The 19,273-nt window shown below is 48.5% G+C and carries 18 protein-coding genes and 1 tRNA gene; 11 read left to right on the top strand and 8 right to left on the bottom strand.

From position 1 onward, the window contains the following. The first annotated feature begins 62 nt into the window (after positions 1-62). Positions 63-329, top strand: coding sequence for a DUF5615 family PIN-like protein (locus QUA99_RS22985; protein WP_333241334.1), 267 nt, complete (start codon positions 63-65; stop codon positions 327-329). Between the two features lie 46 nt (positions 330-375). Here the strand turns inward: QUA99_RS22985 and QUA99_RS22990 are convergent, their stop codons facing one another. From QUA99_RS22990 to QUA99_RS23015, 6 genes are all read right to left on the bottom strand, one after another. Next, positions 376-1,014 carry a type I restriction enzyme HsdR N-terminal domain-containing protein gene (locus tag QUA99_RS22990; RefSeq protein WP_333241279.1) on the bottom strand — a complete coding sequence of 213 codons (639 nt, stop codon included), beginning with the start codon at positions 1,012-1,014 and terminating at the stop codon, positions 376-378. 206 nt (positions 1,015-1,220) lie between these two features. Further along, positions 1,221-2,300: a class II fructose-bisphosphate aldolase gene (fba, locus tag QUA99_RS22995; RefSeq protein ID WP_333166900.1), complete on the bottom strand. Its 1,080-nt coding sequence runs from the start codon at positions 2,298-2,300 to the stop codon at positions 1,221-1,223. Positions 2,301-2,542: 242 nt separating this feature from the next. Then, a tRNA-Lys gene (locus QUA99_RS23000) sits at positions 2,543-2,614 on the bottom strand. Between the two features lie 67 nt (positions 2,615-2,681). After that, a complete protein-coding gene (locus QUA99_RS23005) occupies positions 2,682-3,551 on the bottom strand; it encodes an aldose epimerase family protein (protein WP_445251036.1) in 870 nt (289 codons plus the stop codon). Positions 3,552-3,684: 133 nt separating this feature from the next. Next, positions 3,685-5,763: a CapA family protein gene (locus QUA99_RS23010; RefSeq protein WP_333241282.1), complete on the bottom strand. Its 2,079-nt coding sequence runs from the start codon at positions 5,761-5,763 to the stop codon at positions 3,685-3,687. Positions 5,764-5,775: 12 nt separating this feature from the next. After that, a complete protein-coding gene (locus QUA99_RS23015; RefSeq protein ID WP_333241284.1) occupies positions 5,776-5,931 on the bottom strand; it encodes a hypothetical protein in 156 nt (51 codons plus the stop codon). A gap of 620 nt (positions 5,932-6,551) precedes the next feature. Between QUA99_RS23015 and QUA99_RS23020 the strand changes: the two genes are divergently transcribed. Beyond that, on the top strand, positions 6,552-6,863 hold the full coding sequence (locus QUA99_RS23020; RefSeq protein ID WP_006633466.1) for a DUF6679 family protein: 312 nt from the start codon (positions 6,552-6,554) through the stop codon (positions 6,861-6,863). 471 nt (positions 6,864-7,334) lie between these two features. Here the strand turns inward: QUA99_RS23020 and QUA99_RS23025 are convergent, their stop codons facing one another. Then, on the bottom strand, positions 7,335-8,966 hold the full coding sequence (locus tag QUA99_RS23025) for an MBL fold metallo-hydrolase (protein WP_333241335.1): 1,632 nt from the start codon (positions 8,964-8,966) through the stop codon (positions 7,335-7,337). 686 nt (positions 8,967-9,652) lie between these two features. On the opposite strand from QUA99_RS23025, the gene QUA99_RS23030 reads away from it, so the two are divergent. The 6 genes from QUA99_RS23030 to QUA99_RS23055 all read left to right on the top strand — a co-directional run bounded on the left by QUA99_RS23030 (position 9,653) and on the right by QUA99_RS23055 (position 14,326). After that, on the top strand, positions 9,653-10,522 hold the full coding sequence (locus QUA99_RS23030; protein ID WP_333241285.1) for a phycobilisome linker polypeptide: 870 nt from the start codon (positions 9,653-9,655) through the stop codon (positions 10,520-10,522). Between the two features lie 182 nt (positions 10,523-10,704). Next, entirely contained in the window at positions 10,705-11,502 is a 798-nt protein-coding gene (locus QUA99_RS23035; protein ID WP_333241286.1) for a phycobilisome rod-core linker polypeptide, read from the top strand. A 155-nt stretch (positions 11,503-11,657) separates the two neighbouring features. Continuing rightward, positions 11,658-12,416: a phycobilisome rod-core linker polypeptide gene (locus tag QUA99_RS23040; RefSeq protein ID WP_333241288.1), complete on the top strand. Its 759-nt coding sequence runs from the start codon at positions 11,658-11,660 to the stop codon at positions 12,414-12,416. 234 nt (positions 12,417-12,650) lie between these two features. Then, complete coding sequence (locus QUA99_RS23045; RefSeq protein ID WP_333241289.1) at positions 12,651-13,184, top strand: phycobiliprotein lyase; 534 nt, start codon at positions 12,651-12,653, stop codon at positions 13,182-13,184. Between the two features lie 212 nt (positions 13,185-13,396). Continuing rightward, on the top strand, positions 13,397-13,996 hold the full coding sequence (locus tag QUA99_RS23050) for a chromophore lyase CpcT/CpeT (RefSeq protein ID WP_333241290.1): 600 nt from the start codon (positions 13,397-13,399) through the stop codon (positions 13,994-13,996). Between the two features lie 99 nt (positions 13,997-14,095). Next, positions 14,096-14,326 (top strand): CpeR family transcriptional regulator, encoded by a 231-nt coding sequence (locus QUA99_RS23055; RefSeq protein ID WP_333241291.1) that lies wholly within the window; start codon positions 14,096-14,098, stop codon positions 14,324-14,326. A gap of 122 nt (positions 14,327-14,448) precedes the next feature. Here QUA99_RS23055 and QUA99_RS23060 read toward each other — a convergent pair whose 3' ends face one another. Further along, positions 14,449-15,036, bottom strand: a complete 588-nt coding sequence (locus QUA99_RS23060; protein ID WP_333241293.1) for a phycobiliprotein lyase — start codon at positions 15,034-15,036, stop codon at positions 14,449-14,451. A 151-nt stretch (positions 15,037-15,187) separates the two neighbouring features. On the opposite strand from QUA99_RS23060, the gene QUA99_RS23065 reads away from it, so the two are divergent. From QUA99_RS23065 to QUA99_RS23075, 3 genes are all read left to right on the top strand, one after another. Then, complete coding sequence (locus tag QUA99_RS23065) at positions 15,188-16,036, top strand: pentapeptide repeat-containing protein (RefSeq protein ID WP_333241294.1); 849 nt, start codon at positions 15,188-15,190, stop codon at positions 16,034-16,036. A 574-nt stretch (positions 16,037-16,610) separates the two neighbouring features. After that, positions 16,611-17,804 carry a glycosyltransferase gene (locus QUA99_RS23070; protein ID WP_333241295.1) on the top strand — a complete coding sequence of 398 codons (1,194 nt, stop codon included), beginning with the start codon at positions 16,611-16,613 and terminating at the stop codon, positions 17,802-17,804. Between the two features lie 96 nt (positions 17,805-17,900). Beyond that, the gene (locus tag QUA99_RS23075) at positions 17,901-19,247 is read left to right on the top strand and encodes a glycosyltransferase (RefSeq protein ID WP_333241297.1); all 1,347 of its coding nucleotides are present in this window, start codon (positions 17,901-17,903) and stop codon (positions 19,245-19,247) included. Positions 19,248-19,273 lie beyond the last annotated feature (26 nt).

Here is a 19,273-nt window from a genome sequence, read left to right on the forward strand (position 1 = left end):
AATGGTTATTAAATGGGAGCGAAAAATCAAAAATAAAGGCAATGCTATTTTATCCGGTTTAGCTGCGTAGCAGCTTAGAATTACTGAGAGCTTTAGGACACGATGTTTTGACAGTCCAAGAAGCAGGCAGAGCGAATCAGAAAATTCCTGACCCGGATGTTTTAGCTTTTGCTACTAGCGAAAAACGTGCCGTCATTACCGAAAACCGTAAAGATTTCTTTCGGCTGCATCGGATACAGTCCCTTCATGCTGGCATTATCGCCTGTACGAACGATCGCAATTGGGAAGCCCTGGCTAACCGAATCCACACTGCGATCGTCGTCGCATAACCTTTAGAAGGTAAACTGATTCGTGTTGTGCGCCCTTGACCGTAACTTAGACGGCCGTGATGCCTTGCCCTAAATGCTTCAAGACTTGAAAAGCCGATCGCAATTCACTTCGCACAGTATAAATCGAAAATGCCCGCGATAACCCATATTCGGCTGTAGGTTGAGCCTTGAGTTTCACAAACAACAGATCATCGCCATTCGTCAACATACCAAATCTCGGTTTATCCAAATCAGGATTCGCCATCATGTATGCTAATGCTTGGGGTAATGCCGATCGCGTCGAAATCGTAGTCTTCTTACACTCCAAAACCATTACCCAAAGCTGATTCTGCAAAATCAAGATATCAATTCGTCCGCGCAGGGTTTCTTCCCCATCATCGATCGCAATTTCGATTGCAGCTTCAGCCTTCATCCTGAAAGGTGGATCGTAGAATCCCGCCAGTTCTAACAAAGGTGATGCCACCAGTAATGTCACTGCCCCTTCTAACAATTCTCCATCGGCTCTATGATATAGCAATCTGCGTCGTAGCGTATCCAAAGCAGTCTGTTCAGAATCGCTGGGACTTGGCAATTCAGTTTGCCACTCTGTAAAAAAAGCCTCATCCTCATTTCGGCTCAAATTCAACCTTGATTCAGCCTCAGCAAGGCTTTTAATAGCTTCTGTAACTGCAATAACCTTTGCCATTCGTTCACCTTTGATTCAAACGGTTGAATTTCCAAGGAAAATTAGCTTCATTGTAATCAAAAATAGGGAAACTGCTATAGCGCTCGCAGTTTTCAATATCACTTCTATTGGTTTGTGCCCAAAAACAAAAACCGGGCAACTTCAAAGCTACCCGGCAATCCTAACTTTAGACTTCAGACAAATCTAAAATCTAAAACCTAAAATTCTTAAACAGCTACAGTCTTCTTAGCAGAAGAACTCAATTCGCCCTTAGCATACTTAGCTGCAAAATCGTCCAAAGACACTTGCTTAATCTTTGTACCGTGACCGGCGCAACCGAAAGAATTATAGCGATCGCTACAAACCTTCTGCATATACTTGATCGACGGCTTCAAGAAGTGACGGGGGTCAAACTCGTCGGGCTTGGCAAACAAAGCTTCGCGCACTGCAGCAGTAATCGCCAAACGGTTGTCAGTATCGATATTGATCTTGCGAACGCCGCACTTGATGCCCTTTTGGATTTCTTCCACAGGTACGCCGTAGGTTTCGCGGATTTTGCCACCGTTGCTGTTGATGATTTCCAGCAATTCTTGGGGCACAGAAGAAGAACCGTGCATTACCAAGTGAGTATTCGGCAAGCGGCGGTGAATTTCTTCAATGCGGCTGATTGCCAAAATTTCGCCAGTCGGCTTGCGAGTGAACTTGTAAGCGCCGTGAGAAGTGCCGATCGCAACTGCTAGAGCATCAACGCCGGTTTGCTCGACGAAATCCACAGCTTGTTCGGGATCTGTCAGCAACTGATCGTGAGAAAGCGCACCTTCAAAGCCGTGGCCGTCTTCTGCTTCGCCCATCCCTGTTTCCAGAGAACCCAAGCAACCCAGTTCGCCTTCAACGCTAACGCCGATCGAATGAGCCACCTTCACCACTTCGCGAGTAACTTCAACGTTGTACTCGTAGCTAGCGGGAGTCTTAGCATCCGCTTCCAGAGAACCGTCCATCATCACGCTGGTGAAACCTTGGCGCATGGCAGAATAGCAAGTGCCGGGGGCATTGCCGTGGTCTTGGTGCATGGAAATGGGAATGTGAGGATAGGTTTCAACTGCTGCCAAAATCAAGTGGCGCAGGAAATTTTCCCCAGCGTAGGAGCGAGCGCCGCGAGAAGCTTGCAAGATCACGGGGCTGTTGGTTTCGTCAGCAGCGCGCATGATCGCTTGGATTTGCTCCATGTTGTTGACGTTGTAAGCCGGTAGGCCGTAACCGTTTTCAGCCGCGTGGTCGAGCAGCAGTCGCATAGGTACAAGCGCCATAGATATTCCTCCTAGTTATTTGTGGTTTCTAAACAGTGGATTTTGGACAAGTTCAATTCTTACGACAATCTTAAGACAATTTGTAGCCGATCGCGCATTATGTTTCCAGATTTCAATTTAGCCTCAAAAAATCCACATTGCCCAATAAAAAACTCAGGCCAACCCCCAGGGATTGTCCTGAATTTTTTTTTGAAAGCTAGAATTACTTCTGCCTTCTACTTTTTAGCTTCTGCCTTGAAAAATGGGTCGCCCGGGATTTGAACCCGAGACCAATCGGTTAAAAGCCGAATGCTCTACCGCTGAGCTAGCGACCCGCTAAAACATTGTTTCCGCACACAATTTCTAATAGTAGCACCCATCAATTGAAATAGCAAGTCTTTTTCAAAAAAAAGTTGCAGTCATGCGAACCAGCATCTCGCAAGTCGCTCCCGGCTGCAAATAAATCAAGTGTTCGCCAGTGTTGAGCGCATTTCTAGGAGCCGTCCAAGGTTCCAAACAGTAAAAATCCTTGCCCTTAACCATCCACAAAACCAACTTCCCGTAGCTGGAGTTGTAACTGAGGGTGAGCCGCAAGCGCCGCGCCGCGTCAGTGACAGTAGCCGCCAGACCAGTGAGCTCATCAAAGGAAATATCAATTTCATCCAGCGTGTGGTCAAAAACCCCGGTGAAATAACCCTTCGAGTGGGTGTTCCGATCTCTGTACTGCATCCCGGGAATCTCAAAGCGGAGCTGAGATTTGTCCGTCGCCAAAAAGTAGGGGTGCAAACCGCTAGAAAACGGCATGGGTTCGGCAGACCGATTTGTGTATTGCTGAAAAATTTCCAAAGAATTGCCTTTAATCTGATAAGTGAAGGCTAGTTGGAAATCAAAGGGATAAACAGCCAGCGTTTTGTCGCTGCTGTCGAGCATCAGGGTAAGAGCCGCACCACCCTCGGTAACTTGTTCGCCTATCGTCCAAGGCAAGTCGCGAGCAAAGCCGTGCTGTTTGAGCTTTCGCTGCACTCCCTTGTGGATGTAAGTATTGTCGGGGAGATTGCTGCAGATGGGGAACAGGATGGGAATCCCGCCACGTACAGTTAGATCGGGATTGGCGAACCGTTCCGCGTCCAAGTAGAAGATTTCTTTGCCTTCAACCAACCAGCTAGTGGCAATACCGCCCCGTTCCGGCACAACTTCTAGACAGGAGTTAGCGGTTTCGTCGGAGAGGATATAGGTTTTGTACTGCTTTTGCTTGAGCGCGATCGCAAACACATTTGTCATCGGTAGTAGGTCATCGATCATTGGTTGTCAGTAAATCGGTCGTTAATAATTGGTCGCTGGTATGTTGCTGTTCACCCATTACCGACCCTTTCCTCCCCCTGCATCCTTGCTTCGACCCCACCGGCTAACCAATGCTCGCAGCGATAGGAGGCAGGGCGATCTGCGGCTTGGAGCGATCGCTGGTTGTGCCTGGAACGCTCTTCGAGGTCGGCTGCTCTTTGACAGCGACTTTGAAAGATAGATGCCGAGTTGGGGGAACATAGCTTTGGGGACCAGGCACCACTCCTTGACTGGGAGATGGGGGCGAAATAAACGGTTCTTTGATGAATGGCTCTTTGGTAAACGGCTCTGCTTCCCGGCTGGGATTTTGAGGTGGAGTGCGGTAGATGCGGGGCGGCAAATCTTGACTCGGGGGCGGGCTTGACTCAATTGCAGGTCCCGCCCCGTTCTGGAATAATGAGGAGTTGTCGGGCTGTTTGGCGGCATCAGGCAAAGCCGGCAAAATCGGAGTAGGTTTGGGTTGTCCGGTGTCTGGTATATTGCTTTCACCGGCAGGGACTGGAGAACCGGACCCGGGCCCGTAGGTACCGCTCTTTGCTGCTCCTGGCAATTGAGAATTTGGAGTCTTTGGTGTTGTTCCTGGGTTGATTTGGGCATCTAGAACTACAGAAGATCGCATCGGCCGATCGAAAATACTAGAAATTTGCTCGACGTGTTTGAGGATGCGCTCGGCTGCGGCTCCCTTCACCACCTGCGGCTGAAACTTTGTCACCTCCACGGGCAAAAATTCTACCTTCATATTCCTGTCTTTGAGCGATACTTTCAGGACTGCGGTATCGTAATCGCTGCGAGCATTCCCGCCGAATATAAAATTACCCAGCGAGTAAACAATCGGGCGGCCCTTGTAAATTTCTGCACCTTGCAGGACGTGGGGGTGGTGTCCCACTACCAAATCTGCTCCTTGGTCGATCGTGAACCGAGCCAAATCTATCTGCCAGTCCCCCGGATAATCTGCCAATTCGACTCCCCAGTGGTAATTAACAATAATCCAGTCTACCTGACCCCTGAGAGATCGAATATCCTCTGCCACGCGATTGTTGCGGCGGGGATTAGTGCCGGCTTTTCCTTGGTCGGCGGCGTGAAGGTCGGTATCGTAATAACCGAGGTACGCAATCCGATGACCCTTAACCTCAATAATATCTGGACGCCTCGCTTCTTTAATATTTCTGCCGGCTCCCAGATGCTGAATCCCAGCATTATTTAAAGTATTTATCGTCTCCACCAGCCCCGGTTCCTCGTAATCCATAGCGTGGTTATTTGCCAGATTGACAATATCCACTCCTCCTGCTGTTAATACTTTCACCAATTCTGGATTGGCTTTAAAATTTAATTGTTTTTTGCCAGATCCCAAGGTAGAGCGAGTCAGGGGGTTTTCTAGGTTAACCATCGCCACATCTGCTTGCCGATACTCGTCCATATTGGCGAAAGCCCAATGGTAATCGTTGCCTGCAGATGCTCCGATCGCATCCAATAGATTCACATTTCCTCCGAACATCAGCGTTACGGTTGGGTCGTAGGGATTGGCAACCTGCTTTTGTTGAATTACAGGTACTACTTCTAAGGCCGCTTGCACCGCATCCGGACGTTTTGGGGGCGGCCCCGAAATTACTGCAGCTTGCTGGTACGGGGATACTGGGGATGCTAACCGCATGGCAAGAGCCTCGTGGTAGCTGACCCAACACCCTAAAACAAATGATGCAAGTGCCGATCCTACTAGCAGCAGAGAACGATACGTTTTAAATTTAACCCAATCGACGAGCAGTAGGGAACGGTAACGCCGCTGCCGGCGGTTTGCGGGAGTGACAATTCGCACTGACTGTTTCCAGAGAATTTCTGGTTCCCCAGCCAAGCGCGCGTGAATTCGCACCCCTTCTACTGCTGGCGAGTTGAGTCTCCAAATTTGGTGGCAAATAAATTTGACTAAGCCTTCTCGGAGATTGCTCCCCAGTAATGTAGTGTCTGGCGCAAATTCGCGCTGGAATTCTACTAGGATTTGGACGCAGCCGGCTTGAGCCTGTTCGACGCGGGCATAAATCCCTTCGGGTCTGAGCAAGCTGTCAATCCAGTAATTCAGGGCTTGAAAGTTGCCCGATCGCGCTAGCTCCAAGATAGACGGCTGCGACCACTTTTCTGCGTACACCATCAATTAGCCTCCTTAACACGCTCGAGCGCTGACTCCAATTTCTTTTGAACGGAACCGCAATTCTTTTAGCTTAACCGCCACAGGTTCCGCTGCCCGTTTTGAAGCTAGTTGTTGGTCGCCACCATTTTCTACATTTAGGGGCTGTCTGCTGTCAGTGATTTTTATCACACTTCGGTCTGTCGATTTGAGATTTGAGATTGAGTCCAAAGGCTTTACTGGGGGCTAAAACTAACGTCCAAACTAGAGAGTTCTGCGCGACTTGAGTTTTCAAGCTCTGTATCCATCTTTGGATAAGGTCAAGTTTATGATTGCAGTTGGGTTGGAGTCAAATCATTTGGCAAAAAAATTAACGTTGGGCGAGTTGAAGGGCTCGATTTGAGATTAAATATTGAGTCAATAGGGTGTACTGGGCGATCGAACTAACGTCGAACCTAGAGGGTTCTGGGCGACTTGAGGCAGAAGAGAGCGAGCTTTCTGAGGCAGAGTCTGTTTTTATTATCGCTGTTTGAGCGATCGCTCCGTCAAGTCCTGATTATTCGATCGATAGTGGCAAATGCCTCCCGCGAGGGATGCCAATGGCTGCACAACCTGTAATTGGATAAATGGCGTACTAGATAGATTTGGTGGTAAAATCAAATTTGGTAACTCCCATCGTTACCAAATTTGCGGAAAACGTGAAACTGGTCAGCCGATCGGACTGTGCCTTCCGATATAAAACCCAAAGTACGTTACTGTACTGTAAACAGGCAATCTTTTTGAGCCAATACACTGCGCAGGAGAACTGACAAATGCTACAGCGCAAAATCTATCAACTCTGTTGTGATGGTCGTGAGGTTTCTATTTTTCTTCGAGATCAGCAACGTTGGATAGAGCGCGCTCGTATCCTAGATATTGAAGGGGATCTAGTCACGCTGCGCTACGAAACCGACGAAGAAGACGAAATCAGCTCTTGGGAAGAAATGGTGCGTCTCGAAAGTATTGGAGCTGTGTCCCAGAAGTTGGCTTCGGTGTCGAGAACTAACTGCGAACCCCTAGTTTCTGACGATTGTCCCGAAGCCGAACAAATTCGCAATCACTACCCGGACTCGAATTTGGAATAGTTTTGATCTCGCGCTGGAGGGACAAGGAAAACTTGGGGGAAAAGAAAACGACTTTTCTCCCTTTTTTTCTCCCTTTTTTTTTGGAGGAATTATCCAAAAAACCCGATTTAGCCCAAAAATATTCTGGTTGTCACTAAATCAGCTATTTTTCATTTAGAGCAGAAGGAAGAAGGAAGAAGCTCCTTAAGGGGAAGCTGAGCGGGTAAAAATAAGGAAGAAAGAAGAAGCAGCAGTAACAGCAATGGTTTCAGCGATTAAGAAGCTCCTAAACGTCGGGCGCGGTTGCTATAAATTTAAGCTTTACGGCGGGCTTTTGTGCCTACCCCACAAAAGCTTAAGTACACAGTAGTTGACAAATTCAATGCGTGACAGCTTACCACTGCTTAAAGCGGGTTTTTTACCTGGGTGCGTCGAGGACTGTTCTTTTGTTTTCTTTGCCTGCTAGCTGGTTTCGAGGTGTCCGACAGGTTTTTAGCCGTCTGTTTCCCCATCTAGGAAAAGTTCGGACTCCGGTATCGCTTCAAACACCGGACAGAAACCGTCGGGGGTAACTTTAAAGCCAAACAAAGCACTGGACTGGTTCCAACAGCGCTGGCCGCGGTAGTGCTGGCAATTGCCACAGCATTCGAGGTTTGCCTGAACGGCGCTGCCTTGAAAAAGCAGTTCCCGCTGGGAGATGCCGCGCAGTACCAGTTCTTCCCCTTGCCAGCGGGCTTCTACCAAACCGGTATCGGCAAAATTGGCCCACCGAGGATCGGCTGTAATCGGACTCGGCAAGCTAATGGCTACCTCTGTCCCCAATTCGCTGAGTTCTCCCTCATAGTTAGTTTCCGGGATAGCGGGCTGCAAAAACATTTCCCCGATCGGCAGTTCGACAAGTGTTCCGGCAGCCGGAGTATGCAACTGGTAGCGGTTTCGCAGCTCGTCCAAGTTAGCCAAGTCAGCCAAATACGCAGGGGAACCGTGGATCAAAATTACGTGCTGGGGACGCAAATTGTGGATGAGCTGGGTAGTCCCCGGGCCGTCGCAGTGTTCGGCTAGCAGATAAGTTTCGACGCTTCTGACTCCTGATTGGGGCGAGTTGCCCAGCCAGTCCCTGACGGGATATCCGGGTTTTTGAGGTGCCAGCAAAATCCAAGGATTGGTGCGATCGGCAACGTACAAAGCCAAATCAGCAATTCGATCGGTAATCACAATACATGGCGTGGAACCCAATCCGGGGCGCCCTTCGGCAGACAGCCGGCGGACGCGGGGTTTCACCCTTTCGTCCCAAAACAAAGGTTGGTGCAGAGCAAAATTTTGGACGGCGGTGGGAAATTGGGGCAGCAGTTCCAGATAAGCGTCGCACCCGTCGGCGACAGTGCCGTCCACCCAAATATCCAAGTCGCGGCCGGTGAAGTAGTGGTGACTGCGGAGCAGCATCAGCAGTTCTTGACCCAAACCGATCGCCGGCGAGGGCAGCAGTACCGAGTACCCGTCGGCGATGGCGCGGTGGATGCGATCGGCTAACTGATTTTCCAGTTGTCGGCGGTGAGGGTGGCGCGCCGTGCCGTAACTGCCTTCGACAATTAGCACGTCCGGCTTCATGCCCCTGAGTTCTCCCAGAGGCAAACCTTCCACCAAACGAGAATTGGACAGAAAAAAGTCCCCGGTGTAAACCAGGGTGTAAGTGCGGTGGGAGGCGGTATAAGTCAGCAGCACGGCTGCCCCTCCGGGCAAATGGCCCGAGGGGAACAACTGCACGCTCAGTCCCCGGCGCAGTTCCACCGGCGACTGCCAGGGCAGTGCCTGACAGAAATGCGACTCCGGCTGCTGAGCCAGAGAGGGCCAGTTGAGCGGTAGCAGTCGCGCTGTCACTTCGCTGGCGTAAATTGGCAAGTGGGGGAAAGATTGATGGAGTGCTAGCAAACCTCTGGCGTGGTCGGAGTGGGCGTGGCTGCACACCACGAAATCGGCTGGCAGCGATCGATTTAGTGACGCTGACAGGGGTGAGACATCCTCTACACCGCAGTCGAGTAAAATGCGGTGCGGCCCCATTCGCACTAGCAGACAGACCCCTTCCTGTGCGTGGCCTGCGCCGTAAGGTAAACAATCGAGATCCATCACTGCGGTTAGCTCCCTCCTTTGCGCGAAACTTGCAGTATCGCCAGATTTCAACATCGATCGCGACTGCATTCATTCGATCTAGTTCAGTCCCGGACGCAGAAACCGGGTTTGATGGACGAAAAGACTTTGTTACCGCCCTCGCTCCCGGTAAAAAAAATCCGGTTTATCAAAGTTATGGTGTCTCAGCCCTGGAGTTAAATGTTTGCTCGCAGGCTCCGGCTCCCGTGCCAGGAAAGTAATTGCACTTAAAATTTGACGCACGACCGGGAAAGCGATTTTCCGAAGGCATTAGCCCTCGGGCAAAAGGCTTTCGACAAAGTTAATGCTACTGGTTCTGGCATCAAAAGTTACATTTTATTGCACCTTGTAAGAGCAGTGAACTCGATCTCATATTCTGAGTTTTAAACCTTTTTTCACAATTTGCGCCTGCTAAAAGCTAGTCTTTTTTATGAGAAGATTTTAATTCAGCAGCCCAAAGATGTTGACAAAACTTTACAAATCTTCATCTCTCGGGTTTTGAGGGCGGTGTATAGTCCAATAATCAAAACTTGAAGAACCGGAATCGTGGAGGCTAGCTGCTGCTGTCAGGGCAGATAGCGACTTTATGAGTTCGATCGGTCTCTTTGTAAAAGTTTGATACATTATTCTCAGCAAACCTTGTGGCTATCCAGGAGAGAGTTTAAATGGCTTTTGGACCTGCATCTCAATTGGGCGTTGCCCTATTTGAAGACACAGACCCCGTTCAGTTGTGGCCCGGACGCTCGGATGAGGAAGCCGCAACCGTAATTCAAGCAGTGTACCGACAAGTTTTGGGCAATGCTTACGTGATGGAAAGCGAACGGCTTGCTGTTCCCGAATCGCAGCTAAAACGCGGCGAAATTAGCGTCCGCGAGTTCGTGCGCCAAGTGGCAAAATCGGAGCTTTACCGCTCCCGGTTTTTTGACACTTGCCCGCGCTACCGCTATACCGAGCTGACTTTCAAGCACCTGTTAGGCAGAGCCCCTGAGGGCTACGACGAAACAAAGTATCACAGTGGCATCCTCGATACAAGCGGCTTCGAGGCTGATATCGATTCCTACATCGACAGCGACGAATACCAGAACGCTTACGGGGAAGACACAGTGCCGTATTACCGCGGTTACAAAACCCAAACAGGTAAGAACATGGTTGGGTTTACCTATATGTTCCAACTGCTGCGGGGTGCTTCCAGCAGCGACTTGAAAGGCAGTTTGGCCGGCAAGAGCCCCAAACTGTACAAGCACGTAATTCGCGAAACGCCCCTGGCCGTGATCGCTCCTTCGGGCGGCTCGGACGGCTGGTCGTTCCAAGACTCCCCCAGTGGCGCTCGGACTCGTCACGGAGCAGGTGCTGGCGAGGAAGGCAAGGTCTACCGGATCGAAGTTACGGCTTATCGATCGAATGTGGTCAACCGCGTCTCTAAATTCCGCCGCAGCAACCAAGTCTATCTGGTGCCTTTTGACAAATTGTCGCAAGAGTACCAGCGGATTCACCAAATGGGCGGCGTGATTGCTAGCATCACACCCGTGAGCTAGGTAACAGCAAAATGTCTGGGTAAGGTGCGCAATGCGCACCCTACAGGACTGGGTAAGGTGCGCGCTGCGCACCCTACATGACATTTATGGCGGATGAAATCTACTAGGGGAATTCAACTCAGTAGAAAAGCAGATTTTCAAAGGTTTTTTATCCACAGAATAAGGATGGGGAGACAGTAAAAATGGTCAGTACAGCACCAGCAGTAAAATTCGGAATCGATGCTTTTTCGGGAGGACCAGTTGAACTGTGGCCGACTAGCGGTTTGGAAGAGATCCAAATCGTCATGCGGGCAGCCTACCGGCAGGTTTTGGGCAACGCTCACGTGATGGAGAGCGAGCGTTTGACGAGTGCAGAATCTCAGTTGTGCGATCGTAGCATTTCCGTGCGCGACTTCGTGCGGGCGATCGCCAAATCAGAGATGTACCGCGCCCGTTTTTTTGAAACAGCTTCTCCTTACCGATTTGTCGAACTCAATTTCAAACATTTGTTAGGTCGAGCGCCTCAAGATCAAGCGGAGATTTCCGAGCACGTTCGCCTCTACAACGAGCACGGTTACGAAGCGGAAATTGACTCTTATCTTGATAGCAAAGAATATCAAGAGAACTTCGGCGAAAATACCGTACCTTTCTACCGCGCTGCTGTCAGCCAAGTCGGTCAAAAACAAGTCGGCTACAACCGGATGTTTGCTCTGTTCCGCGGCCCTGCGGAAACGGACAAAGATAAGGATTCTCAGCTAACTTATGCTGTGGCAACTAACAGCACCAGCAAGATTGTACCGCCGCTGTCTGGAGGCCGTGCTGGTGGTTATGCCGACGCTACTGAAAAGATGTTCAAGATTGTGGTGCAAGGTGCGAAGTACAACGGGCCTCGCCGCCGCAGCACAGTTGAGTATATTGTTCCCGGAAACAGAATGACACCGCAAATTCAGCGGATTAATCGGACGAGCGGCCGAATCGTCAGCATCACCGAAATTGGCTAATCGATCCTGAGTAATTGGTAAGGGAAATGGGTAAAAAAAGAGGATGAAGAAGAATGAATTCTGAATTCTCAAATTCTAATGGCCAATTACCAATAACCCGTGACTCGTTACCAGTTACTAACTACAAAATTGATGGAAAACTAGGAGAAAATCAAATGTCTTTATGGGCTGTGGAATCGACACCAGTGGAAATGCGACCGAATGCTACCGAAGATGATTTGCAAACAGTGATTCGGGCTGTTTACAAACAAGTCTTGGGCAATGCACACTTGATGGAGTACGATCGACTGACGAGTGCCGAATCGCTATTGCGCAATGGCGATATCAGCGTTAAGGGTTTTGTCAATTTGGTAGCAAAATCGGAGCTGTATCGATCGCTCTTTTTTGAGTCGAACTCTGCCTATCGGTTTATCGAACTCAATTATAAGCATTTGTTGGGTCGCGCACCGGCGGATCAATCGGAGATTTCCCAACACGTTATCACTTATAACGAGCAAGGATACGACGCTGAAATTGACTCTTATCTCGATAGCAACGAGTACAATGCAAATTTTGGCGAGAATACTGTTCCCTATCCCCGCAGCACTCGCAGCCAAGTTGGCAGCAAAAATGTTGCTTTCAATCGGATGTTTGCTTTGTACCGCGGCGATGCTACTAGCGATGCGGGCACTCAGGCAAAATTGATTGCCGATGTAGGTGCTAATCTCGCCACTAAAATCAAAGCTCCTGCCAGCGGTTCCGGTGCTTACAGCAATACTGGCAAGCGTTTTCGGATCTCGGCTGTCAAAGGCACGGGTGCGCGGAGGAAGGTGAGCAATGTAACTTATGAAGTTGGTTACAGCCAGCTATCTCAGAACATTCAGTATATCAATAAAAGCGGGGGAAAAATCCTCAGCATTACTGAGGTTGCTTAGATCGGTCACCGATCGTCAGTTATTGGTAATTGGTCATTGACTAAGTACAAATAACAGTTGACAGTACGGCAAGGATATGCAATGATACGCGGATGAAAATACTGTTAAATCAGTATTGAATCCGTGTATCTGCGTTAAAGACTCCAACTTAAAAATGGCGTTTTTAATTGGTGATTTTTAATTATTTGCCCAATTCCTTTCCCTCTTGCTTATTCCTTTTGCCTTCAATATAAAATGAACTTGAGTGAATTTATCGAGCGTTCAATTGGCAAATGGCGATCGCAACGAAGCGCTCACCATTTAGCATTCAGTCACTTTGAGGAAGTTCGTTCTAGAATTGAAATTGTAGGGCTGAATGGGGACGATCCAGAAGTAGTTGAGCTTTGTCAATCTTACAATATCGATCCGGCGACGGCGGCTCATCCTTTTCGGATGAGTTGGGAGGGGGAGTCGGATTGGGATGAGAAAGAGGTGCTCGAAGGAAGTTGCGTGCTCGTACCGGTGCCAAATGCAGAAAATCCGTCAGAGGGCAAATTGCTGCGCGATCGCGGGTATGCTGAGACAGTGCCTGCTGTTGGTCGCTACCAGTTGACAGAAGATGGAACTTTTATTTTAATCACAGAGTACGATCGCGCCGCTGCTGAAGAGCGAATTTGGTTCGGCACTCCCAATCTGCGCTTCCGTGTTTCGCTGATCAAAACAGGCGACGGTGCAGGTGTTACCACGGCTTCTTTTTCATCAGAAATCCGCTGTTTATCCTCTAATTAGTCATCAGTCATCAGTCACGGCTAATGGGCAATTACTTATTATTATTATTAGTCATCTGTCATCTGTCACGAATGCACGAATGCACGAATGACTGTTTTTTTGTTAAAGGTTGACTTCTTCTGTTAACATCCATCGGTTAAATCTTGTACACTCCTGCGTTGGGGAACTTCCTTCTTCCTTCAACTTCGCAATTATCAATTACCAATTACCCAATGACAAGTGAACTTATCGCCCTAGCTAGCTGGATGGCAGGGCATTTTAGCAACCAAAAGCAGGCAAGTGCCAATCCGCAAAGTTACGCTCACATTCGGGTTTTGTTTCGGCCTTTACCCTTTGAGTTTTTTGGCGGAATCGGTTTTTATTCCGAACAGGTTTATGACTACGATTTGTGGAATCCTTACCGTCAAGGAATTCACCGACTCGTCGAACAAGAAGGTCAAATTTATATAGAGAATTACGGCCTAAAAGATGGTATGCTGTATGCGGGTGCAGGGCGAGAATTAGATATTCTCAGGACTATTAAGCCGGATTGTATTGAACGGCGCTATAACTGTTCGATGGTATTTAAGAGAGATGGCGAAATGTTTCGAGGAAGTGTGGAGCCGGGGGACAAGTGTTTGATTAATCGCAAGGGATGCGAGACTTATTTAGTCAGTGATGTGGAATTGACAGAGCATACTTGGGCAAGTTTAGACCGAGGGATGGATGTTAATACTCGCGAGCAGGTTTGGGGTTCGACTGAGGGGCCTTTGCTGTTTGAAAAAGTCGAAAATTTTGCTAACGAATTGCCTGCGGTCACATTAGTCATATGAAAAAAACTGAATGGTTAATATATTATGTTGCCGCCATTAGCTAAAAAAAAAATGGAGTGCTGGATTCGGAGCCGGCATTTGATTTGTTCGGGAAACTTTTTGATATTTGAAACGTTAGAATATCCTACTATTGAAAGTTTTGGGGAGTGCATTGAGAGTTTGGGGGGGACTTTTATTTGCGTTCATCCGATTAATAAGGTTTGGATTGGCAATCACCGAAAAGTTATTTTGTATCAAGCTAAAGCGAGTTTGCACGCTCCTGAGTACGAGCTCAAACAATACTGGATTAAATACGGTAGTTTTTATACTAGGTTTGATGAACGCTGTTAGGGAAAAGAGTTACCCCCTTGATGATTCGGAGCTTGAAATTGCTACTGCACAAGCTCTCGTCCGAGCAGAAGCGGACTAAGAAATACAGGGGGTATTTAACGCGGATTTTGTATTCCTTCTTTCTAATGACTGATGACTTGTTGTTGAATTATTTGCTGCAAAACTTCGGGGGCGACGCAGCGGCGTTCGGAACTGTAAGTCATTAAGTTTACTCCGTTCATCATCCGCACTGTGCTGACGCGCACGCGGAAATCGTCGGTGATAAACCAGCAGCGTTCCTGACCTTGATTCTTTTCATATTCAGTGTCGATTGTCAATACTCCATCGGCAGCAAAATTGTATCTCCCGATAACTGGTATTCCTTCTACATAGCCTTGGTTGCGGAGGAATTTTCCAGATTGCGGATTGTTCGGCTCGGGAATATCTACTAGAATTGCTGCGTAATTTGGGTTTGGTTCTTTGTCTTTGGCGTCGAGAGTTGTCTGCCACATGAATGTAGCTCCGCCGACGGCTAGTGCTGGATTAACTCCTTGTTTGTCGCACAGTTCTTGGATTTTGGGGTGGTCTTTTTCCATGACTTGAATGATGAGATTTGATTCTCCTGACTCGTCTGCGGCGGCATCGAAGTGATGGACTGAACGCTGCGAAAACCAGGTTCCTTCGCTTTTGCGAAAGAAGTCCATCATTGTCATTGGCGGTTTAATTTTCATAGCGTTTGTGACCTTTGCTGATTTTTTACCAATTAGGTTTTCTCGATTTTACTAAATTTTATAAATTTTGATTGTAAAGTTTAGTAAGGGATGCCCAGAGTAGTTCTGGTCAAGGTATGATAATTTGAATTGAGGTATTTTTTTTAATGAAATGGTTAATTTAAAGATCGATCGCACAAATTCCGATTCGGAGATTTTACGGGCTTTCAAGTCGGGGCAAAGTTTGGCAGGGGCTGAGTTCCCGGACGCTGATTTGAGCGGGATTGAATTGTACGATAGCGATTTGAGCGGTGCAAACCTCAGCGGTGCAAACCTCAGCGGTGCTAGTTTAATTGGCGCTAACCTCAGCGGTGCTAATTTGAGCGGTGCTAATCTGGTTGAGGCTGATTTGCGGGGCGCTAATTTGCAAGGTGCGATTTTGAAGTCTGCTGCTTTGCAAAACAGTTGTTTGTGCAGGGCTGATTTGCGGAATGCTAATTTGAGTGAGGCTGATTTGAACGGCTCGAAATTGCAAGTTGCTCTCTACGACTCGCTGACAGTTTGGCCCTCGGGTTTTAGATACAAAAGTTGCGGGGCTGTGGGGCCGGGAGCTCTGTTGAGCGGGGCTTTTTTGAATACGGCTAATTTGCGGTTTGTGGATTTGAGCGGTGCTAATTTGCTGGGCGCTTACTTGAGCGGGGCTGATTTGACTGGTGCTAATCTGCAAGGTGCGGGTTTGAGCGGTGCTAATTTGCGGATGGCTTTTCTGACAGGTGCTTGCTTGCGGGATGCGCGGTTAAATGGTGCGGAATTGCAGGGAGTTGATTTTCGAGCGGCTGATTTGACTGGTGCTAGTTTCGATCACGTTACTAGCATTGAAGGTGCGGATTTTACAGGGGTTCGGGGACTTGGCGAGGCGGCGAGGGCGATGCTTTCTCACCGGAGTTCGGAGGAGTTGGATAGTTGGAATTCTTATACTAGAACTACTACTCGCGAAAGTTTGAATTGCGAGAGTGTTTAATTGTTTGGTATGTTGCCCTTGAATAGTACCCGATCGCAATTAAAGCTGAAATGAGGAGCGATCGCAAAAACCCGGTTTTCTTAATAAAAAATCGGGTTTTTTTGATTTGGCATTAATCGCAAAATTTGCTAGCCCTGGTCGCAAATGACACTCGCAATTGAGATAATGCCCGACGAGCAAAAGAGCATCTCATTTTCGCAAAAAGGATTTTTTTTACAGTGCGAGCGTCCCCGCTCGCGATGATTATACACCTCGCGAGCGGGGACGCTCGCACTACAAATGGAAAAGAGAGATGCACCCGACGAGCAATCGCTGTCGGCGACAAATATTCTGTAGGAAAAAAACTTGACATCAGCGGGTCATAGAAAGTAAGAATAAATAACAGCCATAAAAAAAAGAGGTTTTATGTTTGATTCGCGATCGGCGATCGGCAAGTATGACATTAATAAGTTGCTATCCCTAAAACAATTTCGGCTAAAATACATCCGGTAAAATACGGAGGATATATGAGTTTTTTGCAATCTAAAATCTAAAATCTAAAATCTAAAATCTAAAATCTAAAATGGCATAACTCATGGCAACAGCTATTCTCGACCTGGAAATCTCGAAACTCCCGCCAGAAATTACGGTTGAGGAGCGTTACAGCAAAGCCTTAGTTTTAATTCGACTGGACGGAAAACCGATCGGTCAAGCTCTACTTTCGGTAGTCGGAGGTCGCATTGAGGGAGATCAATTGCGGGAAACACTGATAAATGCAGCGGGCGAGAACCTTTGGAAAAATTTGCTCTACGATGCCCTCGCATGGGACGAACGCGGGCCCGTGCAGCCAATGCCGATCGCCACAGTAGCGGTTTGCACGCGCGATCGCCCGGAAGATTTGCGGCGATGTCTAGAAGCGTTTATGCGGCTCCCCGACGACGGTCAGGAATACTTAGTAATTGACAATTGTCCCAGCACGGACGCTACCAAGGAACTGGTCAAAAATTACCCAAAAGTGCGCTATGTGCGCGAAGACCTACCGGGCTCCAGCGCAGCCCGCAACCGAGCTTTACGCGAAGCTAAACATGAATTCGTAGCCTTTACAGATGACGATGCCGCCCCCGATCCGAACTGGCTGCGATCGCTCTTGTGGAATTTTAGCGATCCGCGAGTTATGTGCGTCACGGGGCTGGTGATGCCCTTGGAACTGGAAACCGAAGCGCAAGAATGGTTCGAGCGCTACACCCCCCACGGGCGGGGCTTCGAGCGCCGAGTTTTTGACGGGGCGCACTGCAATCCTCTGATAGTGCATCTGGTGGGAGTTTCTGCGAGTATGGCTTTGCGGAAAAGTTCGATCGACTTTATCGGCTTCTTTGACGAGGCTTTGGGGCCGGGAACGCCCACTGCCAACGGGGAAGACTGCGAACTGTTTGCCCGCATTTTGTGCGCCGGCTACCGCATGGTTTACGAACCGAGGGCCTTGAGTTGGCACCGCCACCGGCGCACATGGGAAGAACTGCGAAACACGCTCCAAGGCTACGCAATGGGAGTCTATGCTTTCTGGACGCAACTATTTGTGGTCAACAGAGAATTCAGCGTGCTTATGTTAGCCTTGTCATGGCTGTGGTACAAACAAATTCCTGAACTAATTGCTTCTTTGCGAAAGCAACCGGATTCTGTTCCTAGTGATTTGCTTTTGGCTCAATTACGGGGCTGCATTAGCGGCCCGAAGGCTTATTTTGTGTCTCGCAAGTGGTTGCAAAAAATTAAGGAAGAAATTATTAGTTAGTTGTGATTGGTTATTTGTTAGTTGTTATTTGTTAAGAAGGCCCTCTTTTCCCTTCCCGATCCCTCCGCTTCGCTCTGCCCAATTCCCAATGTAAATATGGAAAATCTAACATTTAGCATCATTCTTATAACTCACAACCGAAGTTCTTCGCTGCGGCGGGCTTTAGATGCTCTGCAATCACAGACTTATCCGATGAACCTCATCGAAGTCAGGGTAGTCGTAGATAGCTGCATTGACGATACTTTAACAATGTTAAAAGACTACAAAGCTCCTTTTAAAATGCACACAATTGAGGCAAACTGCCGGAGTGTGGGTATGTCTCGCAATATTGGAGCAGCCGAGGCTACTGGACAACTGCTGTTGTTTCTGGACGATGACATTGAAGCAATGCCGTGTTTAGTCGAAAACCACGGGCGCGTTCATCGAGAACGTCCGGGCTGCGCCGCGATCGGTCCTTATCCGCCAAAGTTGCAATCCAGGACTAATTTTTTTGACGTAGAAGTGCGGACTTGGTGGGAGGAAAAGTTTTACCAGATGAGCAAGCCGACTCACCGGTACACTTATCAAGATTTGCTCTGTGGCAACCTTTCTATTGATAGAAAACTGTTTGCTGGTACCGGAGGCTTCGATTCTGCCTTCGGCCCGGGTACTGCCTATGAAGATTACGAGTTCGCCTTGCGCTTGCTCAAAGCAAATGTACCTTTTGCGGTGGCACCGGATGCAGTCGGGTATCACTACGAACACGAAACTAACAACCTCGATCGCTCTTTTGGCAGAGCTCGCGCGGAAGGGCGTTCGGATGTTTTGATCGGTCAGCGGCATCCGGAAATGAGACCGACGCTGCACATAAAAGACTACGAAACTCCTGATTCGCTGGTCAATAAAATTTTGGTCGCGATCGTATTTTTCTGGCCGGCAGCCTTAGATGTGCTGGCTGTCGGACTGAGAAAATCCCTTGACTGGCTTCAATACATGGGGATGCGGGGTAGTTGGCGGTGGCTGCGGACTAAACTACTGGCTTACTCGTACTTGCGGGGAGTGATGGATCAGTTAAAAACCCGATCGGCTCTTTCTAGTTTTATGCAAGAAGGAACGGCTAGCGGCGATTTGGGCAGACATGAAATTGAAATCGATTTGCAGGAAGGTTGGGAAGCAGCAGAACGAATCATTGACGAGAAAAAACCCGATGGCATTTACCTCCGTTACGGTGAACTGTCAGTCGGTCACGTCACTCCCAAATTCGGTGTAGAGCCTCTGCGGGGCGCTCACTTGCGATCGATTCTGGCGCTTGACTTTGCCGAACCCCTGGCTCGGGCGATCGCGGTTAAAGGTATGCCCAAAAGTGCTGCTCATGCTGAGCCTAGCTTAGTTGACAACACCCTACTTCAACATCTACAGTTATTTACAGTATTGGAAAAAAAACAACTGAAAAATCATTCCTAGAAATGACATAATTAGGCTGGATAAGC

Origin of the sequence: Microcoleus sp. F10-B2 (assembly GCF_036704965.1) — a bacterium.
Classification (GTDB): domain Bacteria; phylum Cyanobacteriota; class Cyanobacteriia; order Cyanobacteriales; family Microcoleaceae; genus Microcoleus.

Excerpts from the sequence above, each read along its gene's own strand:
- QUA99_RS22990 (WP_333241279.1), bottom strand. The coding sequence starts at position 1,014 with ATGGCAAAGGTTATTGCAGTTACAGAAGCTATTAAAAGCCTTGCTGAG.
- fba (WP_333166900.1), bottom strand. The coding sequence starts at position 2,300 with ATGGCGCTTGTACCTATGCGACTGCTGCTCGACCACGCGGCTGAAAAC.
- QUA99_RS23010 (WP_333241282.1), bottom strand. The coding sequence starts at position 5,763 with ATGGTGTACGCAGAAAAGTGGTCGCAGCCGTCTATCTTGGAGCTAGCG.
- QUA99_RS23020 (WP_006633466.1), top strand. The coding sequence starts at position 6,552 with ATGCTACAGCGCAAAATCTATCAACTCTGTTGTGATGGTCGTGAGGTT.
- QUA99_RS23025 (WP_333241335.1), bottom strand. The coding sequence starts at position 8,966 with ATGGATCTCGATTGTTTACCTTACGGCGCAGGCCACGCACAGGAAGGG.
- QUA99_RS23030 (WP_333241285.1), top strand. The coding sequence starts at position 9,653 with ATGGCTTTTGGACCTGCATCTCAATTGGGCGTTGCCCTATTTGAAGAC.
- QUA99_RS23035 (WP_333241286.1), top strand. The coding sequence starts at position 10,705 with ATGGTCAGTACAGCACCAGCAGTAAAATTCGGAATCGATGCTTTTTCG.
- QUA99_RS23040 (WP_333241288.1), top strand. The coding sequence starts at position 11,658 with ATGTCTTTATGGGCTGTGGAATCGACACCAGTGGAAATGCGACCGAAT.
- QUA99_RS23045 (WP_333241289.1), top strand. The coding sequence starts at position 12,651 with ATGAACTTGAGTGAATTTATCGAGCGTTCAATTGGCAAATGGCGATCG.
- QUA99_RS23050 (WP_333241290.1), top strand. The coding sequence starts at position 13,397 with ATGACAAGTGAACTTATCGCCCTAGCTAGCTGGATGGCAGGGCATTTT.
- QUA99_RS23060 (WP_333241293.1), bottom strand. The coding sequence starts at position 15,036 with ATGAAAATTAAACCGCCAATGACAATGATGGACTTCTTTCGCAAAAGC.
- QUA99_RS23065 (WP_333241294.1), top strand. The coding sequence starts at position 15,188 with ATGGTTAATTTAAAGATCGATCGCACAAATTCCGATTCGGAGATTTTA.
- QUA99_RS23070 (WP_333241295.1), top strand. The coding sequence starts at position 16,611 with ATGGCAACAGCTATTCTCGACCTGGAAATCTCGAAACTCCCGCCAGAA.
- QUA99_RS23075 (WP_333241297.1), top strand. The coding sequence starts at position 17,901 with ATGGAAAATCTAACATTTAGCATCATTCTTATAACTCACAACCGAAGT.